Here is a 16,993-nt window from a genome sequence, read left to right on the forward strand (position 1 = left end):
TCGATGGCAAGCCAGGACTGGTTCGACAAGGACTTCTACAAGATCCTCGGGGTCTCGAAGGACGTGTCCGAAGCAGAGTTGAAGAAGACGTACCGCAAACTCGCGCGGCAGTATCACCCGGACTCCAATCCGGGTGATGCCGCCGCCGAGGCGCGGTTCAAGGAGATCAGCGAGGCCCACTCGGTGCTGTCCGACCCCGCGCAGCGCGCGGAGTACGACCAGATCCGCGCGATGGGCTCCGGTGCGCGCTTCTCCGCGGGCGGCGGCGGTGGCGGCGGCTTCAACGACGTCTTCGGCGGCATGTTCGGCCAGGGCAACCAGCGCACGACCTTCCAGGCGGGCGGTTTCGAAGACCTTCTGGGCGGGATGTTCGGCGGCGGTGGCTTCGGCCAGCCCAGTGGTGGCTTCCGTGGCTATGGCGGCCCCACCAAGGGCGCCGACCTCACCGCCTCGACGACCCTCGACTTCATCACCGCGATCAACGGCGAGACGATCACCCTCCACCCGGAGGGCGGAGCGCCCATCCGGGTGAAGATCCCGGCCGGCGTCAGCGACGGCCAGAAGATCAAGCTCAAGGGCAAGGGCGAGCGCAGCATCGACGGCGGCGAGACGGGCGACCTCGTGCTCACCGTCTCGGTGCGCAAGCACCCGGTGTTCGAGCGCGAGGGCCTCAACCTCCGCGTCGACGTTCCGGTCACCTTCGTGGAGGCCACCCTCGGCGCCACGATCGAGGTGCCCACCCTCGGCGGTGCGCCCGTCAAGCTGCGGGTCGCGCCCGGCACCCCGAGCGGCCGCGTGCTGCGGGTGAAGGGTCGCGGCGTCACGACGACGAAGGGCACCGGCGACCTGCTCGCCACCGTCCAGGTCGCCGTGCCCAGCCACATCAGCGACGCGGCGAAGAAGCACCTCGAGGAGTTCGCCAAGGCGCTCCCGCCGGAGAACCCGCGCGACGACCTCATCCAGCGGGCGGGAACGCTGCACTGATGGACGAGCTGAGCCCCATCTTCGCGATCGCGGTCGCCGCCGAACTGGCCGGCATGCATCCGCAGACGCTGCGCCAGTACGACCGCCTCGGGCTCGTGAGCCCGACCCGCACGGCGGGCAAGTCGCGGCGGTACTCGATGCGCGACGTGGTGCAGTTGCGTGAGATCGCGCGGCTCGGCGCGGAGGGACTCAACCTAGAGGGCATCCGCCGCATTCTCGAACTCGAGAACCAGGTGGTGGCCCTCCAGGCGCGCGTGCGCGAACTCGAGGGCGCCCTCGCGGATGAACTGCTCAATCGGCCCGGCCGACGAGTGTTCGCGGCCGCCGAATCCGGCGACGTCGTGCCGCTGCGCGCGGGCACCCGCGCCCAGCGCAACACCCAGGTCGTCGTCTGGCGACCGCTCACGAGGGAGTAGCCGATGCCCACCCTCGCGCAGCCGCTCGCCGACGCGGCCGACCGACTCATCCTCGATGAGGGCACCGACGTGCTCGCGAGCGCGCGCGGCGCCGTCGTCGTCGTGGGCGACACCTCGGGGGCGCTCACCGCCGCGGTGCTCGACGAGTCACCGGATGCCCGCGTTCGGCTGCACGTCGACTCCGCCGCCGACGAGCTCGTGGTCCGCCGCCTGTTCGATGGCGACGAGCGGGTCGAGATCATGGCGCTCGACGAGCGCCTGGCGGCGGGTGCCGAGGTCATCCTGCTCCGGCTGCCCAAGTCGCTGGCCGAGCTCGAGCGCCTCGCCGCTGTCGTCGCGAACGCCGCGGCCCCCGATGCCGTGGTCATCGCCGGCGGTCGCCTCAAGTACATGACGGTCGCGCAGAACGAGGTGCTGGGCCGCTGGTTCGACCGGGTCGACGTCTCCCTCGCGCGGCAGAAGTCGCGGGTGCTCATCGCGCGCGGACCGCGACGGGGGAGCGCGCCCGAGCTCACGATCGCCGACCACGCCGACATCGACCTCCGCGTCGCGTCGGTGGGCGGGGCGTTCGCGGGGTCGTCGATCGATATCGGCACTCGTGCGCTCCTCGCGGTGTTCGATCGGCTGCCGCCGTACACGACCGCGATCGATCTGGGATGCGGCACGGGTATCCTCGCCGCCCTGCTCGCCCGTCGCGCCCCGAACGCCCGGGTGATCGCCACGGATGCCTCGGCCGCCGCCGTCGAGTCTGCGCGTGCGACCATGCTCGCGAACGGCCTCGACCGCGTCGAGGTGATCCGCGACGCGGGGCTTCGCTCCCAGCCGGAGGCGAGCGCCGACCTCATCGTGCTCAATCCCCCCTTCCACGACGGTGGCGCGGTGACCACCGACATCGCCATGGAGCTGTTCCGCGAGGCGGGAAGGGTGCTGCGCCCGGGCGGCGTGCTCGTCGCGGTGTGGAACTCGCACCTCGCCTACAAGTCGGCGCTGACCCGCCTCGTGGGAGCGACCGAAGAAATTTCGCGCAACGCGAAGTTCACGGTCACCGCTTCCACCTCACCATCGATAAGACTGGGAAGTGCGGACGCTCGCGTTCGCTGACACGTTCAGGAGAGAACGAACATGGCCAATATGCAGGGTGCGCCCTCCGTGCAGGAGGAGCAGAAGACCGCCCTCGAGCAGTACGGGATCAACCTGACCGAGATCGCCCGCAGCGGCAAACTCGACCCGGTGATCGGCCGGGACGCCGAGATCCGGCGCATCAGCCAGGTGCTCACCCGCCGCACCAAGAACAACCCCGTGCTCATCGGGGAGCCCGGCGTGGGGAAGACCGCCGTCGTGGAGGGACTCGCCCAGCGGATCGTCGCCGGCGACGTCGCGGACTCCCTCAAAGACAAGCAGCTCGTGTCGCTCGACCTCGCCGCACTCGTGGCCGGGGCGAAGTACCGCGGCGAGTTCGAGGAGCGCCTGAAGGCGGTTCTCAAAGAGATCAACGACTCCGACGGCCGCATCATCACCTTCATCGACGAACTGCACACCCTCATGGGCGCCGGCGGCGGCGAGGGATCGGTCGCGGCCGCCAATATGCTCAAGCCCATGCTCGCCCGCGGCGAGCTGCGCCTCATCGGCGCGACCACGCTCAACGAGTACCGCGAATACATCGAGAAGGATGCCGCTCTGGAGCGGCGGTTCCAGCAGGTCTTCGTCGGCGAGCCCAGCGTCGAAGACACGGTGGCCATTCTCCGCGGCCTCAAGGAGCGCTACGAGGCGCACCACAAGGTGACGATCGCCGACTCCGCTCTCGTCGCCGCCGCCTCCCTCTCCAACCGCTACATCACCGCGCGCCAGCTGCCCGACAAGGCGATCGACCTCGTCGACGAGGCGGCCAGCCGGCTCAAGATGGAGATCGACTCCTCGCCCGTCGAGATCGACGAGCTCAAGCGGGCCGTCGACCGGCTGCGCATCGAGGAGCTCGCGCTGCGCAAAGAGAAGGATGCCGCCTCGAAGGTGCGCCTCGAGAAGCTGCGCGACGACATGGCGGAGCGGCAGAAGACCCTGGATGAACTGGAAAAGCGCTGGAAGGCCGAGAAGTCGTCCCTGCACGACGTCGGCGACCTGAAGAGCCGCCTCAACGACGCTCGCATCGACCTCGACCGGGCGATGCGCGATCAGCGCTACCAGGACGCCTCCAAGCTCAACTACGAGACGATCCCGCAGATCGAGAAGGCCATCGCCGCCGCCGAGTCGGTGGAGCAGCAGGGCCCGCGGATGGTCAACGACCAGGTGACCGATGAAGACATCGCCGCCGTCGTGGCGGCGTGGACGGGCATCCCGGTCGCGCGCCTCAAGCAGGGCGAGACCGAGAAGCTCCTCGCCCTCGAATCCGAGCTCGGGCACCGCATCATCGGCCAGAAGCAGGCCGTGCGCGCCGTCAGCGAGGCGGTGCGTCGCACGCGCGCCGGCATCTCCGACCCCGACCGGCCGACCGGATCCTTCATGTTCCTCGGCCCCACCGGCGTGGGCAAGACGGAGCTCGCCAAGGCGCTCGCGCAATACCTATTCGACGACGAGAAGGCCCTCGTGCGCATCGACATGAGCGAGTACGGCGAGAAGTTCGCCGTGTCGCGCCTCGTCGGCGCCCCTCCCGGCTACATCGGCTACGAGCAGGGCGGTCAGCTGACCGAGGCCGTGCGCCGTCGCCCCTACTCCGTGGTGCTGCTCGACGAGATCGAGAAGGCCCACCCCGAGGTGTTCGACGTGCTCCTGCAGGTGCTCGACGACGGTCGCCTCACCGACGGCCAGGGTCGAACCGTCGACTTCCGCAACACGATCCTCATCCTCACGAGCAACCTGGGCAGCCAGATCCTCACCGACCAGACCATCGACTGGCAGGACAAGGAGGTGGCCGTGCAAGACCTCGTGCGCCAGGCGTTCAAGCCGGAGTTCGTGAACCGACTCGACGACATCGTCATTTTCGCGCCGCTCACCACCGACGACCTCGGTCAGATCGTGTCGCTGTACGTCGACCGGCTGGCCAAGCGCCTGGCCGACCGCCGGCTGGAGCTCGCGGTCACACCCAGTGCGCGCACCTGGCTCGCCGAGCGCGGCTACGACCCCATCTACGGGGCCCGCCCATTGCGGCGCCTCATGCAGCACGAGATCGACGACAAGCTCGCCCGCGCGCTGCTGGCCGGCGAGATCGCCGACGGGGACACCGTGAAGGTCGACCTGCAGGGCGACGGGCTGGGAGTGACGCGCTTCGAGGTGTGACCGGTCGCCGGTTTAGGCTGAGGGCATGCGTGCAACAGTCATCTACGGCGAACGTGATATCCGACTCGACGAGGTCCCCGACCCGACGCTCTCCACCGGGGGCGACGCGATCGTGCGGGTCGTGGCCTCCTGCGTGTGCGGCTCAGACCTCTGGCCGTATCGCGGGATCACGCCGACCGAGCATCCTCATCGCATCGGCCACGAGTTCGTCGGCCTCGTGCAGGAGATCGGGCCCGAGGTGACGAACGTCAAGGTCGGCGACTTCGTGATCGCGCCGTTCTACGACTGCGACATGACCTGCGTCAACTGTCTGAACGGCGTGAGCACCTCGTGCCTGCACGGCGGATGGTGGGGCTCGAAGGACCGACTGGGCGGCTTCGCCGACGGCGGTCAGGGTGAGCTCATCCGGGTGCCCCACGCCGACGGTTCGCTGTACGCGACGCCCGAGCTTCCCGCCGAGGAGCTCATCCCGAGCCTCCTGACCCTCGCCGACGTGATGGGCACCGGCCACCACGCCGCCGTCTCGGCCGGCGTGACGGCGGGCAGCACCGTCGTGGTCGTCGGCGACGGGGCCGTCGGACTGTGCGCGGTGCTCGCGGCCAAGCGCCTCGGCGCCTCGCGCATCGTCGCGATGTCGCGGCACGCCGACCGTCAGGCGCTCGCGCGGGAGTTCGGCGCGACCGACATCGTGGAGGAGCGCGGGGACGAGGGCGTCGCCCGCATCAAGGAGCTCTTCGACGGGGTCGGCCCGGAGTTCGTGCTCGAGTGCGTCGGCACTCAGGAGTCGATGGATCAGGCGATCCGGTCGGCGCGGCCCGGCGGCATGGTCGGCTACGTCGGCGTTCCGAACGGCGGCGCCGAGCTGCCCATCCGCACCCTGTTCGGCACGAACGTCGGCGTGAACGGCGGGGTCGCCCCCGTGCGCAACTACATCGCCGAGCTGCTGCCGGAGGTGCTCTCGGGCGCCATCGACCCGGGCCGCGTCTTCGACCTCACGCTTCCGCTCGCGGAGGTCGCCGAGGCCTACGCCGCGATGGACGAGCGGCGCGCGATCAAGGTGCTGCTGCGCCCGTAGCGGCACCTGGGCTGCCGGGCGAACGGGTGCCGTCGGCGCGGCCTCCGCTCACTCCTCGCCGATGTCCTCGTTCCAGAGTTCGGGATTCGCGCGGATGAAGTCGCCCATGATCGTGATGAGTTCGGGGTCGTTGATGGTCGTGACCTCGGTGCCGTTCTCGGCGAGCCAGTCCTGACCGCCGAAGAAGTTGACGGTGTCGCCGACGACGACGCGGCCGATCCCGAACTGGCGCACGAGGCCGGAGCAGTACCAGCACGGCGACAGCGTGGTGACCATCGTGGTCTTCCGGTAGCTCTTCTGGCGCCCCGCGTTGAGGAAGGCCGCCGTCTCGCCGTGCAGCGCCGGGTTGTCGCCCTGCACCCGCTGGTTGTGGCCGCTGCCGAGGAGCCTGCCGTCTTCGTCGAAGAGCGCGGCGCCGATCGGAATGCCGCCCTCGGCGAGACCCTTCAGAGCCTCGCCGATGGCGACCGCCAGCTTCTCCTGGTCGCTCGCGTAGACGGTGTCGGAGGGGGTGGTCACGCCACCTCGTCCGCCGCGTCGACGCCGATGATCAGCTCGGGCTCGTCGGCGAGCGGGCCGCCGAGGGCGGGCTTCAGCGCCTTGAACAGCACGTAGTACAGCACTCCGGCCAGCAGGAAGCCGACCAGCGGCGTGAGGTCGCCGATGGCGGGGTTGGCGTACTGCACCGGCGGCGTGGTCGCGTGGGCGATGATGCCGACGAACTGCACCTGGTCGCTGAACAGCCAGATCGAGACGACCCCCGCCACGACCATGGCGATGACGCCGGCCGCGTTGCGGTATTTGGCGTGGTCGGGCACGAGCTCGGCGATCGAGGTGCCGCGGCGCAGGTAGCGGTCGACGAGCACGATCCCCAGCCAGGGCGCGATCCAGTAGGCGATGACGAGCAGGAAGTCCTCGTACTTCGTGCCGGCGTCGGCGAGGGCGCTCCAGGCGATGAAGAAGCCGATCACGCCGAAGCCCAGTGCCACGATCGCGCGGCGCAGCGAGAACCGGATCTTGATGCCCGCCGCAAGGAACGACATCGCCCCGGAGTAGATGTTGAGCGCGTTGGCCGCGATCGCCCCGATGCAGATCGCGATCAGGGTGAGGTCGCGGATGACCGGCGGCATGCTCGACACGAACGAGGTGGTGGGGTTGCCGGCGTCGAAGCCCGCGATCGTCGCGGCTGCCGCGCCCGCCGCCATGAGCACGGTGCACGAGACGAAGTTGCCGATGCCGGCGCCGAGCCCGATCTTCAGAGGACTCGTGGCCTTCGGCAGGTAGCGGCTGTAGTCGGAGGCGTAGGGGTTCCAGCCCGCGGCGTAGCCGAAGGCGGCGGCGACGGTCAGCGTGAAGCCGCCGAAGCTGAAGCCGCTGCTCGCGTGCGGGCCGACGATGTTCGCGTGCGAGAGCACGGTGATCGTTGCGATGAGGAAGATGATGCCGAGGATGATCGACGCGTAGCGCTCGAACACCTGCACGAGATCGTGCCCCACGAACGCGACCGCCACCTCGACGACGACGACGATGAGCAGCGCGAGCACGGGCGGCATGCCGGTGAGCGTGGAGAGCGCGAGCGCCCCGCTCACCGAGTTGACCGCGAACCAGCCGAGGCCGGCCATCACCGTGTTGAGCGCGGACGGCAGGATGTTGCCGCGGCTGCCGAACGCGGTGCGGCTCAGCACGAGTTGCGCGAGACCCTCCCGCGGGCCCCAGGTCGAGAGAATCCCCTGCGAGAGGGCGCCGAGAGCGTTGCCGAGCGCGAGCGCGAGCATCGCCTGCCAGAAGCCGAGGCCGAAGAACGCGATGGCGATCGCCCCCACGAACACGGTCGCGAACTCGAGGTTCGGGGCGGTCCAGGTGGCGATGAGTTGCCACGGCGAACCGTGGCGTCGGGAGGCGGGGATCGCTTCGATGCCGCCGGGTTCGACGGTGGTGGCTTTCAAGCGGGGAGCGTCGGTGATGGCCATGAGCACAGCGTATGGCCGCGCCGGTTTGCGAAAAATGGATTTATGCCCGTGAACGGACTTTTAACGCAGATGTAACACTCAGGCGGCGCGGCGCAGTTCCTCGGCGATGACGGCGACGAACGCGTCGACGTCGGCCTCCGTGGTGTCGAAGGCGGTCATCCACCGCACCTCGCCGGCCGCGCGATCCCAGTCGTAGAAGCGCACCCGCTCGCGGATGCGGTCGGAGACGGCCGGGTCGAGGATCGCGAACACCGCGTTCGCCTGCGTGGGCTGGCTGAAGGAGAGCCCGGTGATGCTGCCGTCGGCGATTCCCGCCTCGAGGGATGACCGCAGCCTCGCCGCCATCGCGTTCGCGTGGCCGGCCGACCGCAGGTAGAGCCCGTCGCTGAGCAGCGCGATGAGCTGGGCGCTCGCGAACCGCATCTTGGAGGCGAGCTGCATGTTGAGCTTGCGCAGGTAGAGGAGTCCCTCGGCGACCCCGGGCGTGAGGGCGACGATCGCCTCGCCATAGAGCAGGCCGTTCTTGGTGCCGCCGAAGCTGAGGATGTCGACCCCGGCGTCGGTCGTGAAGGCGCGGAGGGGCATCTCGAGGGCCGCGGCCGCGTTGGAGATGCGGGCCCCGTCGAGGTGCAGCACCATGTCGTGGGCGTGCACGTGGTCGGCGATCGCGCGGATCTCTGCGGGCGTGTAGAGGGTGCCGAGCTCGGTGGTCTGCGTGATGCTCACCGCGAGCGGCTGTGCGCGGTGCTCGTCGCCCCAGCCCCAGGCCTGCCGGTCGATGAGCTCGGGGGTGAGCTTGCCGTCCGGGGTGTCGACGGTGAGCAGCTTGAGGCCGCTCACGCGCTCGGGCGCCCCGCCCTCGTCGGTGTTGATGTGCGCGGTGCTGGCGGCGACGACCGCTCCCCAGCGCGGCAGCACGCTGGTCAGGGCGGTCACGTTTGCGCCCGTGCCGTTGAACACGGGGAAGGTCTCCGCCTGCGCGCCGAAGTGCTCGCGCATCACCTCCTGCAGCCGCGCCGTGTACAGGTCTTCGCCGTAGGCGATCTGGTGGCCGCCGTTCGCCGCCGCGATCGCGTCGAGGATCTCGGGGTGGGCTCCCGCGTAGTTGTCGCTCGCGAAGCCTCGGTAGTTGTCGTCGTGCAGTTTCACGTGTCCAGTCTCGCCTGTCGGGGGTGGTCGGGACGCCCGTGTCGGGTCACAGCGTCAGGTGCGCGCCGTTCAGCTCGGCCGCCGGCGCGTCCCAGAGCGGCACGATCGCGGCGGCGAGAGTCTCGGGCGGTGTGCCGTCGGGGCCGATCGAGCGCACCATGAGGCTCACGGCGGCGGCCGTGCCGCCCGAGCGGAAGCCGGATGCTGCGGCGGTCATCCACGCGTCGGCCGCCGTCTTGAGCACGGCGTAGTTGGCGCCCGACCAGGTCGGCTTGGCCGCCGAGACCGAGCCGACCGCGACGAGACGCCCGGCCGGGGAGGCGGCGAGGTCGTCGAAGAAGGCGAGGCTCGCGGAGCGCAGTGTGGTGAGGATCCGCGGCTCGAGCCACGCCCAGTCGGCATCGTCGTGCCCCGCGCGCCACCCGCCCACGAGGTGCACGAGGCCGTCGACCGGGCCGACCTCTGCGCGCACGCGGGCGGCGAGCGCGGCGGTCGCCGCGACATCGCTGAGGTCGGCGGCGTAGCGGTGGGTCGCGAGCACCGTGGCGAGGCGCTCGGCGTCCGAGCCGATCGCGACGACGGTGTGGCCGGCGGCGAGGAGCGCCGTGGCGGTGGCGCGACCGGCGTCGCCGGTCGCGCCCGTGACGACGATGGTGCGGGTGGTCATCCGCTCGGTCACCCGATCAGTCGCTCACGACGTGCTCGGTCGTCGCGGTGATGCCCGCGGTCGACTCGATCACGCTCGTCATCTTCTTGGCGAGAGCCTCGTAGAACATGGAGAGCGGGAACTCGTCGGCCATGACCGCGTCGGTGAGTCCCTTCGGCGGTCCATCGAGAGGGAGGTCGCGCACCGCCCAGCGCGAGGCCGGGTTGGGGGTGAGCGTCGCCGAGACGAGGTCGTAGGCGGCCAGCCAGTGCGCCGTCTTGGGGCGGTCGATGGAGCGCCAGTAGAGCTCGTTGATCTCGTCGGAGAGCGCCACCACCACGTCGGGCACCTCGGCCCAGTCGATCGCGAGGCGCGTGTCGGTCCAGTGCAGCACGTGGTGCTGGTGCATCCACGCGAACAGCAGCTGCCCGCCGAGTCCGTCGTAGTTGCGCACGCGACTGCCGGTGATCGCGAACCGGAAGATGCGGTCGAAGATCACCGCGTACTGCACCAGTTGCGCGTGCTCGCGAATGTCGTCCGGGGTGTCGGCGGCGCGCTCCAGTCGCACGGCCTCGCGGAAGGCGGTGAGGTCGCAGCGCAGCTCCTCGAGCGAGTACAGGAAGTAGGGCATCCGCTGCTTGATCATGAACGGGTCGAAGGGCAGATCGCCCCGCATGTGCGTGCGGTCGTGGATGAGATCCCACATGACGAAGGTCTCTTCGGCGAGCCGCTGGTCGTCGAGCAGTCGTGCGGCAGCGCTGGGCAGCTCGAGCTTGGTGATCTCGGCGGCCGCGCGAACCACGCGGCGGAAGCGAGCCGCCTCGCGGTCGGCGAAGATCGCACCCCAGGTGAAGGTGGGGATCTCGCGCATCGCGACGGTCTCGGGGAACAGCACGGCCGAGTTCGTGTCGTAACCGGCGGTGAAGTCGACGAAGCGGATCGGCACGAAGAGCTTGTTGGAGTACGCCCCCGCTTCGAGCCGGGCGATGAACTCGGGCCAGAGCACCTCGATCAGCACCGCCTCGACGTGGCGGTCGGTTGAGCCGTTCTGCGTGTACATCGGGAACACGACGAGATGCTGAAGCCCGTCGACCCGCTGCAGTTGCGGCTGGAAGGCGGCGAGCGAGTCGAGGAAGTCGGGGATGCCGAAGCCCCCGTCGCTCCAGCGGGCGAAGTCGCGCGCGCTCGCCTCCAGGTACTCGGTGTCGTGCGGCAGCAGCGCCCGGAAGGCGAGCAGGGACTCCCGGATCGTCGCCACGAGGTCGCGGGCGGCGGCGTGGTCGGCGGGGTCGGGCACGCTGCCGTCCTGGGCCTGGAGCGGCTGGAGGGCGCTGACCGCGTCGCGCGCGCGGATCCACTCGGGGCGGGTCGCGATGTCCTCGACGACCTCGGGTTCTCCGACGATCGCGTCTGGTGACGTGAGCTGTGACATGGCAAACCTCCGATCCGAGTGAGTGTGGCGGCCACGACCGACGCGTGGCGCTCCCTTCCAGCCTATTGGCGCATTCGAAGCGTTTGGTTGCGCCCTACGCACGATTCGTGCTCTGATCGCGCGGCGGCGCGCAGGAATCCTGCGCGCGGTTCCGTGGGTGCGGCCCGAGCCGCGTCGGCGCGCCCGCTCGCGCTACGGCAGACTGAGGGCGTGGCGGGCGTACTCACGGGATTCGGCATCATCGGTGCGGTCATCCTCGTCGGCTACGTGATCGGCCGCAGCGGCCTCCTGGGCGACAGCGCGCAGTTCGTACTCAGCCGCATCGTCTTCTTCGTGCTCTCGCCGGCGCTGCTCTTCACCGTGCTCGCGAAGGCCGATGTGCACGAACTGTTCTCGCGACTTCTGGTCGTCTCGGCCCTCTCGGCGGTTGCCGCGATCCTCCTCTTCTTCGCGCTCGCGCGGCTCGTCTGGCGGCGGCGGGTGGCCGACGCGACGGTGGGTGCAGCCGCCTCGGGGTACGTCAACGCCAACAACATCGGGTTGCCGGTCGCCGTGTACGTGCTCGGCAACCCGGCGTTCTCGGCGCCGGTGATCCTGTTCCAGTTGCTCGTACTGGCGCCGATCATCCTGACCACACTCGACATCGCGACGAGCGGTGCCGCCTCGGTGCGCCGCATCCTCCTCCAGCCCGTGCGCAACCCGCTCATCATCGCCTCCGCCCTCGGCGTGATCGTCGCGGTGACCGGGGTGACGATTCCGGCGCCCGTCATGGAGCCCTTCACCCTCGTCGGCGGTGCGGCCGTGCCGATCGTGCTCATGTCGTTCGGCATGTCGCTGCACGGGCAGCGGGTGTTCGAGCCGGGATCCGCGCGCATCGACGTCGTCGTCGCGACCGCGCTCAAGCTCGTCGTGATGCCGCTCGTGGCCTGGGTGCTCGGCGCCCTCGTCTTCGGCCTCACGGGCCTCTCGCTGTTCGCGGTCGTCACCCTCGCGGCTCTGCCCACGGCGCAGAACGTCTTCAACTACGCGCAGCGCTATGACGCGGGCACAACGCTCGCGCGCGACACGGTGCTCATCACGACGGTCGGATCGATCCCGGTGCTCGTCGTCGTGTCGCTGCTGCTGAACCACTGACCGCCGCCGCCACGGCGAGCAGCACGAGCGCAGCGGTGACGCCCACCGTGAGGGCGTCAGGGTGCACGATCGACTGACCACGCAGCGCCTGCCAGGTCAGCACCACGACGCCGCCGAGGTAGAGACCGACCACCGCGCGGATGACCGCCACCCGCACCCGCGCCCGGGCGAGTACCGCCACCCGCCGCCCGAGCAGTTCGAGCGCGAGGGCCGCGAGCGGGATCAGCTGCAGAGCGTGCATGCCGACGAAGTGGGGGATGCGCAGATCGCCGGCGACGGTGCTCCACCCGAGGAGCGGCAGACCCGGGCCGCCATCGGGCCGCCCCACGGTGTGCGCGCCCGAGACGCCGTGGAAGTCGGCGAGCTGCGCCGGGGTGGGGGAGGTCATGAGGAAAGCGAGGGCCATTCCGAGGAGGGCGATCAGGAGCCCGGCGCGGATGGCGAGGGTGCGGGCGGGATCGCCGAGCGGGGCGCGCCAGAGCAGCACGGCGACCGGGATCGCCGCCGCCCAGACCACCACGATCGAGAAGGCCATGAGGCCCCAGATCATGGTGTGGAACGGCGTGGTCACGTTGAAGTGACTCGTCGTCGCGAACGCCGCTGCGCCGACGATGACCACGATCTCCACAGCGAGGAACAGCGACGCGATCGTGCCCGCCCACCAGCCGAGACGCCGCCCCCGCTGGAGCTGCCCGATGAGCCAGGCGAGACTCACCGCGTAGATGAGGATCGAGAGCGCGAACTTGAGCGGCTTCGCCCACAGCGGCGCGCCGGTGACGACGCGGGGATCGACGACGAGGCCGACGGCGGCCACGATCGCGAGTACCGTCATCGCGGCGGCGAGCAGGAGGAGTGGCCGGTGCCAGGTGACGGCGGCCGTCGGGCCGGTCGAGTGGGGCGCGCCGGGCGACTGCGGCGCGTCGGGCGACTGCGCCGGGCCGGTCGACTGCGCCGGGCCGGGCGAGTGGGGCGCGCCGGGCGACTGCGCCGGGCCGGTCATGCTGCGCCGCCGTAGCGCAGAGCGGTGACGTGCTCCTGCGCGATCCGTCGGAGGGCGGCGAACAGGGCGTCACCGAGCACCGTGCCGACGACGACCGTCTCGGCCCGCGCGTTGCGGTCGGGGCGCGTCTCGATCTCGTCGAGGTCGGCCTCCGCGGCGAGCAGCGCGGCGGCGGCGTAGCGGGCGAACCAGCCGCGGTCATCCGTCTGCCCCACCCGGGCGAAGCTGTCGGCGATGCGGGCGGCGGCGAGCCGGCCAGGGTTGTCTGGGGCGGCGCACCAGCCGGCGGTCACCTCGCTGATGCGCGCGAGCCCCTCCTCGCTCACTCCCACGGAGCCGCGCTCGTCGGTGACGGTTCGCTGGGCGATGTCGAAGACCTCGGGCAGCGGCAACTCGGAGTCGATGGCGGCGATGACCCGGGCAGCAGCGGCGACGCTCAGCCCGCCCACGCCGATGAGCGACTGGATGAGCCGGATGCGCTCCACATGCGTCTCGTCGTAGCTCGCCTGGTTCGCCGCAGCGAGGGCGCCGCCGTGCAGCAGGCCCTCCCGCAGATAGAACTTGATGCGGCCCACGGGAACGCCCGAGCGGCGGCTCAGTTCGGAGACTCTCATAAACGGAAAGTAACACTTTCCGCTACGCGGCGCAATGAACGAGTGGCCGGCGGGCGTCGCGTTGTGGCGCCTGCGGGACGGCAACTGTGACCGTCACGATCTCGGTTACGTCGGGTCTCATCAAGCGGTGACCCAGATTTTGGGGCGCATAAAAGAGACATAAGCGATTGAGATAAATAGGCTGTGCTGCCTAAGGTGGGCGCGGTCATATCGGCAGCGGCTCACACGCTTGGCCTGTCAACCACGTCGAGGACGGCACATGAAAGTCGACACTCCGGCACCGGGGCGCCCGCTCACCGCGTCCGATGGCGTCACCGTGGAACAGGTTCGTCTCGCGCGACTCGGCGAGACGATTCTTCCGCCGACGTCGCTTCGTGCGGGGCCCGGCGAGGCCGTCGCGATCACCGGGCCGAACGGAGCCGGCAAGACCACACTCCTGAGAGCCATCGCTGGGATCGAGCGACTCGATAGCGGGAGCGTGGTTGTCGACGGAATACGAGCGGACGAGCGATCCGCGGAGTTCCGGCGGGCGGTCGCCTCATTGATCGGGCGACCCTCCACCGCCCGTGACCTCACTGTCCATGAACACCTCGCTATCGTCGCGATGACATGGGGTGCAGCGCGCGACGAGGCCGCCGCCGCCGCAGATGGGGTGATCGATGAATGCGCGATCACGGAGCTCCGGCAGCGATTCCTCCACGAGGTGTCATCTGGGCAGGCACAGTTGATCCACCTTGCTCTCACGCTCGTGCGGCCGTTCCGCATTCTTCTGCTCGATGAACCCGAGCAACGGCTTGATGGCGCGCGCCGAGACCGCGTTGCGGAGATACTCGCCGCGCGCCTTCATGCGGGCGCCACGGTTGTCTATGCAACACACAGCGCGGCCCTGATTGAAGCGCTCGGCAGCAGAACCGCGCGTATCGGCAACGCGGCATGACAGGGTCAGCCCTCAGGGCGCGCGTCGGCGCTGTTCGGGCGGTCCGATCTCGCGGGACCGCCCGAGAGTCCGCCTACATCCTGTACGCGGGCGCGCTCCTGGCCGCCGTTGTTTTCGCCCCCATCGGAAAGGCCCTGGTCGGCGTTCTGGCTGACTCGTCGACGATCGTCGCGCTCACGTCGCACGGTGCAGGTGTGGGGGTTGAGGCCATCGCCGGCGGCCTCGTCGTCGTCTCTCTGCTCGTGGGGACGATGCGGGGGCCCGCCCTCCGGCCACCCTACGAGACCTGGGTGCTCGCAGGGGCGGACATTCCTCGCCGAGTGACCTTCCGCAACCCGGTCGGGCGCGCGCTCGCCGCGACCACTCTCAGCCTGGTCGTCACAGCGGCCGTCATCGGCGCGCGGCTTCTGAGTGCCGGCCGTTCGCCCCTCCCAATGGCGGTGGGTTTCGTCATCGCGGCTGCCTGCTGGGGAATCGTCGTGGGGGTGGCCTGGCTCGTGGGCCAACGGCTGACACCGCAGCAGTCACGGTTCGCTGCCGTCTCCGTCGCCGTGGCGACGTCCGTCGGTGTCGCCTGGCCGGTGCTGGCGCCCGCGCTCCCCTGGGCATGGGTCGGCGCGAGCTACCCGCACGGTCACAGTGCCGTCATGGTGTGGCCGATCTTCGCGCTCCTCTTCATCGCATCCTGCGCGCTCGCGACCGTCGGCCGCATTCTCGACGGGCTCTCCGGGCCACGTCTCGTCGCGCAGGCCGAGCAGTGGGCCACGCTCGGTGCCTACAGCGGAGTCGGAGACATGAGGACAGCCCTCGCGCAGCTGCGCCCGCACCCGGGTGTCGGACGGTCATGGCGGGCCATCCGCGCGCGGTCGTTGGCCATCACCTTCCTCGTGCGCGATGCCGTCGGCGCGGCGCGAACGCCATGGCGATGCGCGATGGCGACGCTCAGCGTCGCCGGTTCAGCGCTGGCGTGGTGCGTTGCGTCGACGGCGCCCGGTCAGCTGCGGCTCCCCATGGACCTGGCCGCCGCGGTCGTGTGCTTCTCAGGCATCGGCGCGTGGTCCGATGGGCTTCGCCACGCCGCCGAATCACGGCAGTCCCGCAGTCTGTACGGACTTGGGGCCGGCCGGCTCATTCGTCTTCATCTCGCGTTCCCGGTTCTGGCAGCTGTGGCGTCTGCCCTCATCGGCGCGGGAGTTGCGGTCGCGGTGGGTGCACCGGTCGGCGGAGCGCTCACTGCCGTGAGCTCCGCGGTGACCATCGTGGCGGTGCGCGTCGCGGACTCGGCCAAAGGAACGATGCCGCTCGCTCTGCTTGCCCCGATCTCGACTCCCTTGGGCGATTTCGGCGGCGCGGTCATCCTGCTGTGGCAGTCCGACGCTGTTCTCTTCGTCGCTGTCACGATCGGTTCCACTGTGGCGGTCGCCTCGGATGCTCCACTCGCAATCGCCGTTCTGGCCCCCGTGATCGCTGTCGCGGCGGGCGTCGCGTGGTGGCGCCTCCGCCGACCGCGCTAGAAGATCATCGGGCGATCGTCGTCATCCTCGGTCTCGACGTCGAGGTCGACGACGACGGGAACGTGGTCGCTCGGGGCGTCGCCCTTGCGCTCCTCGCGGTCGATCCGCGCCGCGGTGACGAGCTCGTCGAAGGCCGCGGAGCCGAGGATGAAGTCGATGCGCATGCCCTCGTTGCGGGGGAAGCGCAACTGCTGATAGTCCCAGTAGGTGTAGCCCTCCACGCCGCGGGAGCGGAGCGCATCGATGAGCCCGGCCGTCTCCAGCGCGTGGAAGGCGTCGCGCTCCGGCTGGCTCACGTGGGTCTTGCCCTCGAAGGCGGCGATGTCCCACACGTCGTGGTCGAAGGGCGCGATGTTGAAATCGCCCATCAGTGCGATCGGCTGGCCGGGGTGTGCGGTCATCCACTCGGAGGTCGCCTCACGCAGCCGGTCCAGCCACTCCAGCTTGTAGGGGTAGTGCGGGTTGTCGAGCTCGCGGCCGTTGGGCACGTAGAGGCTCCAGAGCCGGATGCCCGCCACCGTCACCCCGAGGGCGCGCGCCTCGACCGGGAGCTCGCCGGCGTCATCGACCTTGCCGAAGCCGGGAGCCGCGGGGAACCCGACCGTGACCTCCTCGATCGGGAGCCGACTCGCGAAGGCGACCCCGTTCCACTGGTTGAGACCGTGCAGCTCGACGTCGTAGCCGGCCTCCGCGAACGCCTCGAACGGGAACTGGCTCTCCTTGCACTTGATCTCCTGCATGGCCAGCACGTCGACATCCTCACGCACGAGCCAGTCGACGACCCTCCCGACTCGGGTGCGGATCGAGTTCACATTCCAGGTCGCCACGCGCATACCCATAACGGTAGTTGCT

General features: G+C 69.9%; 16 protein-coding genes. 8 read left to right on the forward strand and 8 right to left on the reverse strand.

Annotated features, from left to right (window positions below):
- Positions 1-3 precede the first annotated feature (3 nt).
- Genes G3T37_RS10955 through G3T37_RS10975 form a run of 5 tightly spaced genes read left to right on the forward strand, consistent with a single transcriptional unit; the run spans position 4 to position 5,745 of the window.
- Positions 4-984: a DnaJ C-terminal domain-containing protein gene (locus tag G3T37_RS10955; RefSeq protein WP_163473936.1), complete on the forward strand. Its 981-nt coding sequence runs from the start codon at positions 4-6 to the stop codon at positions 982-984.
- Positions 984-1,400, forward strand: a complete 417-nt coding sequence (locus G3T37_RS10960; protein ID WP_163473937.1) for a heat shock protein transcriptional repressor HspR — start codon at positions 984-986, stop codon at positions 1,398-1,400. The genes G3T37_RS10955 and G3T37_RS10960 overlap by 1 nt, the downstream gene beginning before the upstream one ends.
- Before the next feature lie 3 nt (positions 1,401-1,403).
- Positions 1,404-2,501, forward strand: a complete 1,098-nt coding sequence (locus G3T37_RS10965) for a class I SAM-dependent methyltransferase (RefSeq protein ID WP_163473938.1) — start codon at positions 1,404-1,406, stop codon at positions 2,499-2,501.
- A 21-nt stretch (positions 2,502-2,522) separates the two neighbouring features.
- Positions 2,523-4,670, forward strand: coding sequence for an ATP-dependent Clp protease ATP-binding subunit (locus G3T37_RS10970; RefSeq protein ID WP_163473939.1), 2,148 nt, complete (start codon positions 2,523-2,525; stop codon positions 4,668-4,670).
- 25 nt (positions 4,671-4,695) lie between these two features.
- Positions 4,696-5,745, forward strand: a complete 1,050-nt coding sequence (locus tag G3T37_RS10975) for a zinc-dependent alcohol dehydrogenase family protein (protein WP_163473940.1) — start codon at positions 4,696-4,698, stop codon at positions 5,743-5,745.
- 48 nt (positions 5,746-5,793) lie between these two features.
- On the opposite strand, the gene G3T37_RS10980 is transcribed toward G3T37_RS10975, so the two are convergent.
- The 5 genes from G3T37_RS10980 to G3T37_RS11000 form a co-directional block, all read right to left on the reverse strand.
- Positions 5,794-6,264, reverse strand: a complete 471-nt coding sequence (locus G3T37_RS10980) for a deaminase (RefSeq protein ID WP_163473941.1) — start codon at positions 6,262-6,264, stop codon at positions 5,794-5,796.
- Entirely contained in the window at positions 6,261-7,715 is a 1,455-nt protein-coding gene (locus tag G3T37_RS10985; RefSeq protein WP_163473942.1) for a purine-cytosine permease family protein, read from the reverse strand. The genes G3T37_RS10980 and G3T37_RS10985 overlap by 4 nt, the downstream gene beginning before the upstream one ends.
- A gap of 78 nt (positions 7,716-7,793) precedes the next feature.
- A complete protein-coding gene (locus G3T37_RS10990; RefSeq protein ID WP_163473943.1) occupies positions 7,794-8,864 on the reverse strand; it encodes a beta-eliminating lyase-related protein in 1,071 nt (356 codons plus the stop codon).
- Positions 8,865-8,910: 46 nt separating this feature from the next.
- Positions 8,911-9,531 (reverse strand): SDR family NAD(P)-dependent oxidoreductase, encoded by a 621-nt coding sequence (locus G3T37_RS10995; RefSeq protein ID WP_163473944.1) that lies wholly within the window; start codon positions 9,529-9,531, stop codon positions 8,911-8,913.
- A 16-nt stretch (positions 9,532-9,547) separates the two neighbouring features.
- Complete coding sequence (locus G3T37_RS11000; RefSeq protein ID WP_163473945.1) at positions 9,548-10,942, reverse strand: DUF6421 family protein; 1,395 nt, start codon at positions 10,940-10,942, stop codon at positions 9,548-9,550.
- Positions 10,943-11,152: 210 nt separating this feature from the next.
- On the opposite strand from G3T37_RS11000, the gene G3T37_RS11005 reads away from it, so the two are divergent.
- Positions 11,153-12,076, forward strand: a complete 924-nt coding sequence (locus G3T37_RS11005) for an AEC family transporter (RefSeq protein WP_163473946.1) — start codon at positions 11,153-11,155, stop codon at positions 12,074-12,076.
- On the opposite strand, the gene G3T37_RS11010 is transcribed toward G3T37_RS11005, so the two are convergent.
- Both G3T37_RS11010 and G3T37_RS11015 read right to left on the reverse strand, forming a co-directional pair.
- A complete protein-coding gene (locus G3T37_RS11010) occupies positions 12,018-13,076 on the reverse strand; it encodes an LTA synthase family protein (RefSeq protein WP_206673821.1) in 1,059 nt (352 codons plus the stop codon). The two genes, G3T37_RS11005 and G3T37_RS11010, sit on opposite strands and share 59 nt — an antisense overlap.
- Positions 13,073-13,690: a MerR family transcriptional regulator gene (locus tag G3T37_RS11015; RefSeq protein WP_163473947.1), complete on the reverse strand. Its 618-nt coding sequence runs from the start codon at positions 13,688-13,690 to the stop codon at positions 13,073-13,075. The genes G3T37_RS11010 and G3T37_RS11015 overlap by 4 nt, the downstream gene beginning before the upstream one ends.
- Positions 13,691-13,949: 259 nt before the next feature.
- On the opposite strand from G3T37_RS11015, the gene G3T37_RS11020 reads away from it, so the two are divergent.
- Both G3T37_RS11020 and G3T37_RS11025 read left to right on the forward strand, forming a co-directional pair.
- Positions 13,950-14,627, forward strand: coding sequence for an ABC transporter ATP-binding protein (locus G3T37_RS11020; protein ID WP_163473948.1), 678 nt, complete (start codon positions 13,950-13,952; stop codon positions 14,625-14,627).
- Positions 14,624-16,141, forward strand: a complete 1,518-nt coding sequence (locus tag G3T37_RS11025; RefSeq protein WP_163473949.1) for a hypothetical protein — start codon at positions 14,624-14,626, stop codon at positions 16,139-16,141. Before G3T37_RS11020 ends, G3T37_RS11025 begins: the two co-directional genes overlap by 4 nt.
- On the opposite strand, the gene G3T37_RS11030 is transcribed toward G3T37_RS11025, so the two are convergent.
- Entirely contained in the window at positions 16,138-16,974 is an 837-nt protein-coding gene (locus G3T37_RS11030) for an exodeoxyribonuclease III (protein WP_163473950.1), read from the reverse strand. The two genes, G3T37_RS11025 and G3T37_RS11030, sit on opposite strands and share 4 nt — an antisense overlap.
- Positions 16,975-16,993 lie beyond the last annotated feature (19 nt).

It is taken from the genome of Galbitalea soli (assembly GCF_010686725.1).
In the GTDB taxonomy this organism is placed as follows: Bacteria; Actinomycetota; Actinomycetes; order Actinomycetales; family Microbacteriaceae; genus Galbitalea; species Galbitalea soli.